The organism is Methyloversatilis thermotolerans, from assembly GCF_000372885.1.
Lineage (GTDB): Bacteria > Pseudomonadota > Gammaproteobacteria > Burkholderiales > Rhodocyclaceae > Methyloversatilis > Methyloversatilis thermotolerans.
Genome location: NZ_KB889967.1, coordinates 741,625 through 752,766 on the forward strand (window position 1 = coordinate 741,625; position 11,142 = coordinate 752,766).

Annotated in this window: 10 protein-coding genes; 5 read left to right on the top strand and 5 right to left on the bottom strand. The window is 63.2% G+C overall.

What is annotated here, in order from left to right:
• Window positions 1-117 precede the first annotated feature (117 nt).
• Window positions 118-507, top strand: coding sequence for a DUF2325 domain-containing protein (locus tag A3Q7_RS0103010; RefSeq protein ID WP_232417794.1), 390 nt, complete (start codon window positions 118-120; stop codon window positions 505-507).
• A 220-nt stretch (window positions 508-727) separates the two neighbouring features.
• Here A3Q7_RS0103010 and A3Q7_RS0103015 read toward each other — a convergent pair whose 3' ends face one another.
• Window positions 728-1,261 carry a C40 family peptidase gene (locus tag A3Q7_RS0103015; RefSeq protein WP_018410374.1) on the bottom strand — a complete coding sequence of 178 codons (534 nt, stop codon included), beginning with the start codon at window positions 1,259-1,261 and terminating at the stop codon, window positions 728-730.
• A 223-nt stretch (window positions 1,262-1,484) separates the two neighbouring features.
• On the opposite strand from A3Q7_RS0103015, the gene A3Q7_RS0103020 reads away from it, so the two are divergent.
• Window positions 1,485-2,657, top strand: coding sequence for a GGDEF domain-containing response regulator (locus tag A3Q7_RS0103020; protein ID WP_018410375.1), 1,173 nt, complete (start codon window positions 1,485-1,487; stop codon window positions 2,655-2,657).
• 86 nt (window positions 2,658-2,743) lie between these two features.
• On the top strand, window positions 2,744-4,633 hold the full coding sequence (locus A3Q7_RS0103025; RefSeq protein WP_018410376.1) for a propionate--CoA ligase: 1,890 nt from the start codon (window positions 2,744-2,746) through the stop codon (window positions 4,631-4,633).
• Window positions 4,634-4,675: 42 nt separating this feature from the next.
• On the opposite strand, the gene A3Q7_RS0103030 is transcribed toward A3Q7_RS0103025, so the two are convergent.
• From A3Q7_RS0103030 to ppsR, 3 genes are read right to left on the bottom strand one after another with little or no spacing between them, the layout of a single operon-like run.
• Window positions 4,676-5,533, bottom strand: coding sequence for a D-hexose-6-phosphate mutarotase (locus A3Q7_RS0103030; RefSeq protein ID WP_018410377.1), 858 nt, complete (start codon window positions 5,531-5,533; stop codon window positions 4,676-4,678).
• A gap of 22 nt (window positions 5,534-5,555) precedes the next feature.
• Window positions 5,556-5,987, bottom strand: a complete 432-nt coding sequence (locus A3Q7_RS0103035; RefSeq protein WP_018410378.1) for a DUF1841 family protein — start codon at window positions 5,985-5,987, stop codon at window positions 5,556-5,558.
• 31 nt (window positions 5,988-6,018) lie between these two features.
• Complete coding sequence (gene ppsR, locus A3Q7_RS0103040) at window positions 6,019-6,831, bottom strand: posphoenolpyruvate synthetase regulatory kinase/phosphorylase PpsR (protein WP_018410379.1); 813 nt, start codon at window positions 6,829-6,831, stop codon at window positions 6,019-6,021.
• Window positions 6,832-7,102: 271 nt separating this feature from the next.
• Between ppsR and ppsA the strand changes: the two genes are divergently transcribed.
• Window positions 7,103-9,478 carry a phosphoenolpyruvate synthase gene (gene ppsA / locus A3Q7_RS0103045; RefSeq protein ID WP_018410380.1) on the top strand — a complete coding sequence of 792 codons (2,376 nt, stop codon included), beginning with the start codon at window positions 7,103-7,105 and terminating at the stop codon, window positions 9,476-9,478.
• Window positions 9,479-9,625: 147 nt separating this feature from the next.
• On the opposite strand, the gene A3Q7_RS0103050 is transcribed toward ppsA, so the two are convergent.
• Entirely contained in the window at window positions 9,626-9,829 is a 204-nt protein-coding gene (locus tag A3Q7_RS0103050) for a cold-shock protein (RefSeq protein ID WP_008058826.1), read from the bottom strand.
• A gap of 321 nt (window positions 9,830-10,150) precedes the next feature.
• On the opposite strand from A3Q7_RS0103050, the gene A3Q7_RS0103060 reads away from it, so the two are divergent.
• Complete coding sequence (locus A3Q7_RS0103060) at window positions 10,151-11,131, top strand: phosphate/phosphite/phosphonate ABC transporter substrate-binding protein (RefSeq protein WP_077231298.1); 981 nt, start codon at window positions 10,151-10,153, stop codon at window positions 11,129-11,131.
• Window positions 11,132-11,142: the final 11 nt, after the last annotated feature.

An 11,142-nucleotide genomic window follows, 5' to 3' on the forward strand; every position in this document is an offset into this window, starting at 1 on the left:
GCTCCGGAGTGATGGGGGTGTGGCCGGTTCGCGCAGAACGCCCTGGTTGTTTGCGGGCTAACAAATCGCGTCAACAAGGGCTCGGCCGCGCGGGAAATTATCAGATGCATTTTGAGATTGCAAAGCATTCGCAGTTGGTCTAGAGTAAATGCGAATCGTTCTCATAAAGGTTTTCATATGGACGCTGTTCTGGTCGGCGCTGATCGTCTCGGCAACATTCCCGACGTGCTCGCCGAGTTCGGGCTCACCATCCGGCATCACATCACCGGCCGCGATCCCAAGCATCAACGTTCGACACAAAGGCTGCCGGGAGGGACCGATGTGCTCATCCTGTTTACCGATTTTCTCGGGCACAACGTGATGAAGGCGTTCCGCGAGGCGGCGCGCGACAGCGGTATTCCGGTCGTGGCGTGTCGCCGTTCCGTGTGTGCGCTGAAGCAGGCGCTGGAAGGATGCGGCGCGGTGAAGTGCGCGGGCTGCCCGGGAAGCAAACCTACACGTCACTGAAGGCGGTCCGGCGAGCGATGCGGAAGGTGTCCGGGCAAACGCGGAGCGGGGCAGCGGGTGGCTGACGTCCGGGGGCATGTCGTATGCATCCGTCTGTCGGTGACTCGCCCGGCACTGTAAGGCGGTTCGACAGTCTGCACCTTCAGATGGAGGTGTTCCGTCTTCTGAGCACCTTGATGGTGCGCGCCAGACCGCTGTCAGCGGATATTCCGCAACGGCCTCAGTGGATCGGCGAAGCGGAGGCGTCCTGCACGTCGATGCGTCGCCCGCCATTGAAGCGCTTGGCCCAGTAGCGTCCGCTCATGTCATCGACACGGACGCCGCCGCCGCGCGAATTCGCGTGCAGGAACTTGTTGTCGCCCAGGTAGATGCCGACATGCGAGAACGAGCGGCGAAGCGTGTTGAAGAACACCAGATCGCCTGGCTGCAGTTCGTCACGGGTGACGGTATCACCCATCCTGGCCATTTCTACTGCCGTGCGCGGCAGCAGCACGCCCAGTGCATCCGAAAACACATGACGCACGAAACCGCTGCAGTCGAAGCCGCTTTCCGGCGAATTGCCACCGAAGCGGTAACGTATGCCCAGCATGGACAGCCCGCTGTCGATCAGGCCGGTCACGGCGTCGGCCGCCGCCGTCGCATGCTCGACCACGCGGTCGCCGGAGAACTGGGCGTAGAGGGCGGAAAACCCCGGGCCGCCCTGAACCGTATCGGCAGAGGGTTCCGCATGCACGGACGAGGTGCCGATCGCCATGAGGGCGACTGCCGCGCAGATCCATGTCCTGCTTGGGGTTTTTATTGGCATGGGTCCGGACTATACCGGCGCGACCGGTCACTGCCAAGTTTTCCGACAGCGTCGGCGATGCGTGCTCACGTTTCCGGTCTCGCGCGGACCCGCACCCGCCGCACCCCCGGCGGTGAAGTGCATCGCCTACAATCGCCCATCCGATCCGACACCCTGTTCATTCGAGAGGCGCATGAGCGAACCGACCCCATCCGACGACGTCGTGCACGCGAAGGTGCTGGTGATAGATGATTCGCGCATGGTGCGCGCGTCCATCATCAAGCGCATCCGCGACCGCTTCGAATGTCGTGAGGAGGTCGATGGCGAGGCCGGCTGGCAGGCGCTCCTGGTCGATGATTCAATACAGGTGGTGCTGTCCGACCTGAGCATGCCCAAGCTCGACGGCTATGGCTTGCTGCAGCGCATACGTGCCTCGCACATCCAGCGCATCGCCGACATTCCGGTCATCATGATTTCCGGCGATGAGGACGACGAGGCACGCGAGCGTGCCCGTGCGCTGGGCGCGAACGACTTCATCACGAAGGGCATCGGTACGGTCGAACTGCTGGCGCGCATTGAATCGGCCAGCCGGCTCAATGCCACGACCCGCCAGCTTGCCGACAGCCGGGAAGCGCTCGCTGCGTCGTCTCCGATCGATCCCGACTCCGGCATGGCGACGCCGCAGTACATGGAAATCCACGGCGCGCAGCTGCTGTCGGCGGCCGTGCGCTACCACGGCCAGGTGAGCGTACTTATCGTCGGCATCGACAACTTCGCCGACATCGTGCGCAGCTTCGGCCGTCATGTCACCGATCTCATCATGCGCAAGCTGGCCAAGGTGCTGGCAACCAAGGTGCGAAAGGAGGATACCTTCTCGCAGATCGGCGACGGTCAGTTCGCCATCATCACGCCGGACATCAGCCTGCAGAGCGCCGAGCAGTTCGCCAACCGCATGCGCAGCGTGATTGCGGCAACCGCCATGCAGTACCGCGGCCAGACCTTGCGCATCAGCCTGAACATCGGTGTCGCCAACAGCGTGGCCGACAACGCGAGTTCCGTGTCGCAGATGCTGGGTCTTGCGGTGGCCCGCGCCGATATGGCCCATCGCGAAGGCGGCAATGCGGTGCGCAGCACCGGTGGCGAGCCTCAGAAATTCGCCTGGACGGCGGGCATCGTGAGCATCGAGCGCGCACTTCTGCTGATCAAGTCCGGCGCACAGCAGGAGGTCGAACCGCAACTGCCGGCCCTGATCTACCGGCTGCTGCCGCTGCTGGAATTGATCGCGGTCAAATACGACTGCAACATTCCGGTCGACACCTTGCGCACACTCATTGCCGAAGCCGATACTTCGCTGCTTGGAAAATAAGAGCATCGCGGGCGAGGGCCGTCAGCCCCGTCACCGCGAGCCAGAGCTGCATCCATCCACAGTCGTGCGGGGGTTGGAGGAGATGAATGACAACAAGCAAGGCATTCCGCGAGCGCGCACTCGCCCAGCGTGACGAATTCTGGGCGGAGCAGGCCGCGCTCGTGGATTGGCAATCGCCGCCTGAACGTATCTGTGATTTCTCCCGCCCGCCATTTGCCAAGTGGTTCGTCGGCGGTACCACCAATCTGTGTCATAACGCGGTGGATCGCCATGCCGCAAGCCGGCCCGATGCCACCGCGCTGATCTTCGTATCGACCGAAACCGGGGCGGAGCGCACCTACAGTTTTGCCGAACTGCAGCGCGAGGTCGAACGGATGGCGGCCATCCTGTTGTCGCTGGGCGTGGCGCGCGGTGATCGCGTGCTCATCTACATGCCCATGATCGCCGAGGCCGCTTTTGCAATGCTGGCCTGTGTCCGCATTGGCGCCATCCATTCCGTCGTGTTCGGCGGATTCGCATCCGGGTCGCTGGCGACCCGCATCGACGATGCACGCCCGAAGGTGATCGTGTCCGCCGAGGCGGGCATGCGCGGCGGCAAGGTAGTGCCCTACAAGCACCTGCTGGACGAGGCGTGCTCGTTGTCGAGTCATCCGCCGCACAAGGTGCTCATGGTCGATCGCGGCCTCGAAGCCGGCTTTCAGCGGATCGAGGGGCGCGACGTCGATTACGCGACATTGCGCGCGCAACACATCGATGCGACGGTGCCCTGCGTCTGGCTGGAATCGAGCGAGCCGTCCTACATCCTCTACACCTCAGGTACGACCGGCAAACCCAAGGGTGTGCAGCGCGACACCGGCGGCTACTGCGTTGCGCTTGCTGCGTCGATGAAGCACATCTATTGCGGCAATGCTGGCGAAACGATGTTCACGACGTCGGACATCGGCTGGGTGGTGGGCCATTCCTACATCATCTACGGTCCGCTGATCGCCGGCATGGCCACTCTGATGTACGAAGGCACACCCTTGCGTCCCGATCCCGCCATCTGGTGGAGCCTGGTCGAGAAGCATTCGGTGTCGGTCATGTTTTCGGCGCCGACCGCCGCGCGGGTGCTCAAGAAGCAGGATCCGGCCTATCTGCGCAAGCACGACCTGTCCTCGCTGCGGCATGTGTTCCTGGCCGGCGAGCCGCTCGACGAGCCGACCCATCAGTGGCTGATGGATGCGTTGGGCAAGCCGGTGATCGACAACTACTGGCAGACGGAAACCGGCTGGCCCATCCTGTGCGAACTGCCCGGTGTCGAGAACACGCCGGTACAGCTCGGCTCGCCCGGGCATCCGGTCTATGGCTACGATCTGCGCATCTTCCGCGAGGATGGCAGCGAGTGCGGAGCGAACGAGAAGGGCATCGTCGGCATCGTGCCGCCGCTGCCCCCGGGCTGCCTGTCGACGGTGTGGGGCGACGACGAGCGTTTCGTGCGCACTTATTTCTCCCTGTTCAAGTCACCGCTCGTTTACTCCTCCTTCGACTGGGGCATACGCGACGAGGCGGGGTATCACAAGATACTGGGCCGTACTGACGACGTCATCAACGTGGCAGGCCACCGGCTTGGTACGCGCGAAATCGAGGAGGCCATCCAGGCCCATTCGGCGATTGCTGAAGTTGCGGTCGTCGGTGTCGCCGATGCGCTGAAGGGGCAGATGCCGATTGCATTCGCGGTGGTCAAGGATCCGGCGCGGATCGCCGATGAAGCGGCGCGCAGGAAGCTCGAGAAGGACGTGATGCAGACGGTGGATGGTCTGCTGGGCGCGATCGCCCGACCCGGGCGGGTGCTGTTCGTCCATGGCCTGCCCAAGACGCGATCCGGCAAGATGTTGCGGCGGTCCATACAGGCCATTGCGGAAGGGCGCGATCCTGGCGATCTCACGACGCTGGACGATCCGGGCACGCTGGAACAGATACGGCTGGCGCTGGGTTGAGTCTTTGCACCGGACCGGTCCAGCGCCGGGCCGGTGCGTGCTTCAGGCCACCACCAGCGTGTGGCGGCCGGTCCAGTGTGCGCCCGCCGCCAGCGCAAGCGGTTTTTCGGCAATTGCCGGCTCGATGCACAGCATGCGGCGGAAGTCGGCATCCGGCATGTCGCTCAGTTCGCGGCACTTGTGTTCCCAGGGATTCCATACCACGAGATCGCGGAAACCCTCGCTCTGGAAGCCGATGGCGCGATCCGCGTCGTGCAGCACCACGGTATCCGGCGCCGCGCAATACAAGCGGTCCACCTCATCGTCCACGATGAGCGCATCCAGCCGGTCCTCGCTGCGTGCATCACCGCGTGTCGCGTCGAGCCAGCGTGTGCCGCGCAGGCCCTCGAGGCGGCAGTTCTCGACCTCGCGCACTCGGATGTAGCTGTGCAGGGCCGCGGCGAAATCGAAGGGCCGGTCACCGCTATTGGCCACATCCAGTTCCAGGTCCAGGCGGTTGGCACCGATCACGACCGTCAGTTCGAGCGTGAAGCGGTGCGGCCACAGCGCGCGGCTGTCCGCATCGTCCGTCAGCGCGAAGGTCGCGCTTGCGAAGTCCGCGGTGGCGCGGCTTTCCGTCAATCGCCACATGCGGGTCCGGGCAAAACCGTGACGCGGGCCGCTCCCGCGTTCGGCGAACTGCGGAAAGATGACCGGAATGCCACCGCGCAGCGCGCTGCGGCCGTCGAAACGCGCGTCCGGCGAAAGGTAGAGGCGCTCGCTGCCGCGGGCCGGTATCCAGGACAGCACCTGTCCGCCGAACAGGCTGACCGTGCACTGCGCGCCGTCCCCGGCTTGCATGACCAGGGCTGGCTGGCCGTGGAACTGTGTTTCGGTGATGTGTGCGGGTGTCTTGCTCATCGGTGACCATGCGGTGAGGGTGTCAGGCATCCAGATCCTTGCGGATGCAGGCGACATAGGCGGCACCATCCGGCGGCTGGCGCTCGCGCTGCGCGCGCCAGATGGTTTCGCCCAGGCAGTCGAGCACCCGGTGCAGCGCCGCGTGCTCGTCGCCCAGCCGCGTGCGTTGCGCCTCGAACGCGGCGCGTATGCCAGGCGGCTGGTCGATCGCGAGCTGTTCCTCTATCGCCAGGTGCAGGGACAGGTGCAGGAAAGGATTCGTTTCGCCCAGTTCGGGCGGGAATTCGCGGGTGAGTGCGCGTTCGCCCTGTTCGAGCAGAGCATGGTATTCCGGGTGACGGGCGATCAGGTTGATCGCCAGCGTCTCCATCTGGGTGAGAGGCTGGCCGCTTGCACGCTTTGCCCAGGTATCGATGAAGAACTGGCGCGCCTGGTCCCGGCTGGGTGTGAACATGATGATCGATATGCCTGGTTGTTGCGCCGTTTCAGTAGGCTTCTTCGAACTTGATCGCCTGCAGCACGATGGCGGCGATTTCCTCGATCGATTTGTGCGTCGAATCGAGCCAGCGTATGCCCTCCATGCGCATCAGCTTCTGCGCGGCCTCGACTTCGAAGGCGCAGTTCTCGAGCGAGGCGTAGTGGCTGCCGCGGCGGCGTTCTTCGCGTATCTGGGCCAGTCGGTCCGGCGCGATGGTCAGACCGAACAGCTTGGGACGGTACTTGACCAGTTCGCTGGGCAGCTTGCCGCGTTCGAAGTCCTCGGGAATCAACGGGTAATTGGCCACCTTGACGCCGAACTGCATGGCCATGTAGAGGCTGGTGGGTGTCTTGCCCGAACGCGATACGCCGACCAAGATGACGTCCGCCTGCGCGAGCTCCTTGTGCGACATGCCGTCGTCGTGGGCGAGTGAAAAGTTGATCGCCTCGATACGCCGTTGATAATCCGCACTTTCCTCCATGCTCTTCGGCCGGCCGACATTGTGATTGGCTGCCTGGCCCAGTTCTTCCTCCAGTGGCCCCACGAAATGTTCGAACATGTCGAGGAACAGCGCATCCGCCTGACGCACCGTGCGCGCCACTTCGGCATTCACGATGGAGGTGACCACGATGGGGCGGATTCCGTCACGCATCTTCGCTTCTGTCATGCGCTCGACGCAATCCAGGGCATTGTCCACCGAATCGACGAAGGGCACCCGGGTCTGCCGGAACTTCATGCCCTCGAACTGCGACAGCAGGCTGCGGCCCAGGGTTTCGGCGGTGATGCCGGTGCTGTCGGAAATGAAGAAGACGGTTCTCATCGTTCACCTGTGGCAGTCGAGCGTTTTCGCATGCAGGGGGCGCATTCTGACCCGAAGCGGATTTCGCTGCATCGGTCGCGGCCCGTGTCCGGCGGGGCGACACCGCAGTGCAGTCAGCAACATGCCAAAAAAAACATCACGTTGTGCCAAAAACATTTTGCAGCGCAGCAGCGACTTTAACTAGAATGCCGCCTTCCACGCACCTACCCGGTGCGATGGCCAGTCCGGCTGCCGCAACAAGCAGCCGCTCCATGTTCCAGAGAGGATACCCATGTCTCGCTACGTCATCCCTTTCGAACAGCTGCGCATGACCGACGTGGAAAGCGTCGGTGGCAAGAATGCGTCGCTGGGCGAAATGATCAGCCAGCTCCCGAAATCCGTTCGTGTTCCTGGCGGTTTCGCCACCACGGCACACGCCTTCCGCGAATTTCTGGCGCAGGACGATCTGGCGGGTCGCATCCATGCCGCGCTCGATGCGCTGAATGTCGATGACGTCAATGCGCTGGCTCGCACCGGTGCGCAGATCCGTCAGTGGATGATGGACACGCCATTTCCGGCTGCCCTCGAAGCCGATATCCGTTCCGCCTACGCTGCGCTCGATGCCGCAGGCAACGGTTCGTTCGCGGTGCGCAGTTCCGCCACCGCCGAGGATCTTCCGGATGCTTCCTTCGCCGGCCAGCAGGAAACCTTCCTGAACATTTCCGGCATCGATAACGTGCTGCACGCGATCCGTGAGGTGTTCGCGTCGCTGTACAACGACCGCGCGATCAGCTATCGCGCGCACAAGGGCTTCATGCACGCGGGCGTTGCACTGTCCGCCGGCGTGCAGCGCATGGTGCGTTCGGACAAGGGCGCTGCCGGCGTCATGTTCACGCTGGACACCGAATCGGGTTTCCGCGATGTGGTGTTCGTCACCTCCAGCTACGGGCTGGGTGAAACCGTGGTGCAGGGCGCAGTGAATCCGGACGAATTCTACGTGCACAAGCCCATGCTGGCCCAAGGCCGTCCGGCGGTCATCCGCCGCAATCTCGGCAGCAAGATGATCAAGATGGAATTCGCCGCCACCGCCGCTGCCGGCCGCAGCGTGCAGACGGTGGACGTGGCGGATGCCGATCGCCAGCGCTTTTCGCTGAGCGATGAGCAGGTACTCGAACTGGCTCGCTACGCGATGACCATCGAGGCGCATTACGGCCGTCCGATGGACATCGAATGGGGACTTGATGGCGTCGACGGCCAGCTCTACATCCTGCAGGCCCGTCCGGAAACCGTGAAATCGCACGAATCCGGCATGACGCAGCAGAAATTCCGCCTCAAGCAGTACGGCAAGGTGCTGGCCAGCGGCCGGGCCATCGGCCAGAAGATCGGCGCCGGACCGGTGCGCATCGTCGACGATGCCTCGCAGATGGACAAGGTGCAGGCCGGCGACGTGCTGGTGACCGACATGACCGATCCGAACTGGGAGCCGGTCATGAAGAAGGCGGCAGCCATCGTGACCAACCGTGGCGGTCGCACCTGCCATGCCGCCATCATCGCGCGCGAGCTGGGCATTCCGGCCATCGTGGGTTGTGGCGACGCGACCGAAACGCTGAGCGAGGGCGAAGAGGTGACGGTGAGCTGCGCGGAGGGCGATACCGGCAATATCTATCGCGGCCGTCTGGACTACGAAGTGGTGACGTCCGATCTGTCCAACCTGCCGGAACTGCCGCTCAAGGTGATGATGAATGTGGGGAATCCCGAGCTGGCTTTCGATTTCTGCCAGTTGCCGAATGCCGGCGTCGGTCTGGCCCGGCTGGAATTCGTCATCAACAACACCATAGGCATCCACCCCAAGGCGATACTCGAGATCGACCAGGCGCCGGCCCGCCTGCGCGAGGAAATCCGCCGTCGTGCGCGTGGCTACGCGAACCCCGAGGCTTTCTTCGTGGACAAGCTGGTCGAGGGCGTGGCCACCATCGCCGCCGCTTTCTGGCCCAAGCCTGTCATCGTCCGCCTGTCGGATTTCAAGTCAAACGAGTACAAGAAATTGCTCGGTGGCGACATCTACGAGCCGGATGAAGAAAACCCCATGCTGGGATTCCGCGGCGCGTCGCGCTATATCGCGCACAGCTTCCGCGACTGCTTCGAGCTGGAATGTCGCGCCATGCGTCGCGTACGCGAAGAGCTGGGTCTGACCAATGTCGAGCTGATGGTGCCCTTCGTGCGCAATACCGGTGAAGCGGCGGAAGTGGTGAAGCTGCTGGCGGCGCACGGCCTGAAGCGTGGCGAGAACGGCCTCAAGCTCATCATGATGTGCGAGATTCCGTCCAACGCGCTGCTGGCCGAACAGTTCCTCGAGCACTTCGACGGATTCTCGATCGGTTCCAATGACCTGACCCAGCTCACGCTGGGCCTGGACCGCGATTCCGGTCTGGTTGCCGGAGCGTTCGACGAGCGTGATCCCGCGGTGAAGCAGTTGCTGTCCATGGCGATCCGCACCGCGAACAGGCTGGGCAAGTATGTCGGCATCTGCGGCCAGGGCCCGTCGGATCACGCGGATTTCGCGCTGTGGCTGATGGACGAAGGCATACAGAGCGTATCGCTGAATCCGGATACGGTGGTTGATACCTGGCTGAAATTCGCTGCGCACAGCAAGGAGAAGCAGGCCTGACAACCTTGCGCGCGCCCTGCCTCGGACGGGCGGGCGCGTGACGGGCATGGCCGCGCCTGGCGCGGGAAAAAAAAAGCGCACCAAATGGTGCGCTTTTTTCTTTGTGCCGCCGCCGCGATGGATGGCGGCTTCAAGCGATCTGACGGATCAGAGCGGCTTGATTTCCGAAGCCTGCAGACCCTTGGGGCCGCGCGTCACTTCGAAGGATACCTTCTGGTTTTCCTGCAGCGAACGGAAGCCGTTGCCCTGGATTGCGGAGAAGTGCGCGAACAGGTCTTCGCCGCCATCATCCGGGGAAATGAAGCCGAAACCCTTTGCGTCGTTGAACCACTTGACGGTACCAGTTGCCATGTTTGAATTCCTTCAGAACTAGAGTGTGAACAAGTCACTGCGACATGCAGTGACCGTAGCGCAGGGAAACCTCAAGGGGAGAATATGGCAAGCGGAGTACTGACTTGAAAATCGAGAACCGACGCACAACACGTTCATGCTTGAAATCACCTACAAGGGTGCTTATACGGGAATAGTCGCCCGGAAGCAAATGGAATTTGCTCTGCCCTGATCCAGGCAATGAGTGCGCGTCGCATGGATGTCGTACTTGTCAGCGAAGCGGTCGCTGCGGATACACTTCTCGCCATATGCATGGAATGCCTGACAGAGTGAATCCCGCTTATGGCTTCTGCTGGTACCGCCGCGCGGCCTGAGGCCGGCGGCGCGCGTTGGCGTCAGCCTGGAACGGTCCCGGACCGAGTCGGCGGACTGCTGCGCCTGATTCTTTTTTGCTCTCTCCTTGCGCTGGCCGGATGCGATCGCCCGGCGCCGCCCGTCTTGCCGGCCTACGCGCCTGCGCCGCCCGATCAGGTGGTGCGGGATCTGTCCTTCGGCATCCATCCATTGCACAATCCGGCACGGCTGCTCGCACTGTACGGGCCTATCATTGATGAAGTTAACCGGACGTTGCCGGACATACGCCTGCATCTCGTGACTTCCCGCGATTACGCCGACTACGAACGCAAGCTGCGCGAAGGGGTTTTCGATATCGCGCTACCCAATCCCTACCAGACCGTGCAAGCGCGTCCCGCCTACCGCATCTTCGGCAAGGTCGCCGACGACAGCGATTTTCATGGTCTCATCCTGCGCCGCAAGGGCAGCGCCCTGCGTGAGCCGACCGATCTGCGCAATCGCCGTTTCAGCTGTCCATCGCGCACCGCGGTGGCGGCCTGCATGCTGCCCTTGCTCTACCTGCACGACCATGGCATGGATATCGCGCGCGAACTGGATGTGCGCGAAGTGGGGTCGCAGGAGTCGAGCATCATGAACGTGGCGACCGGCATGGTCGATGCCGGAGCCACCTGGCCGCCGCCCTGGCGTGCATTCAGACGCAGTCATCCCGCGCTGGCTGCGCAACTCGAAGTGGCGTGGCGCACGGACACTCTCCCCAACAACGGCCTGATCGCCCGCTCCGATATTGATCCGGGGCTTGTCGATCGCGTCGCCATGGCGCTGTATGGAATGAGTGAGGGTGAAGCGGGCAGGAAGCTCCTGTCGGCCGCTGAAATCCGCGGGTTCGAACCGGCGGACGATGCCCGGTACGCGCCGGTGGAGCGCATGCTCGAGCGCTACTCGCGAGTGATCGGTCCTTTGCCGCAATGAAGGGTCGGGAA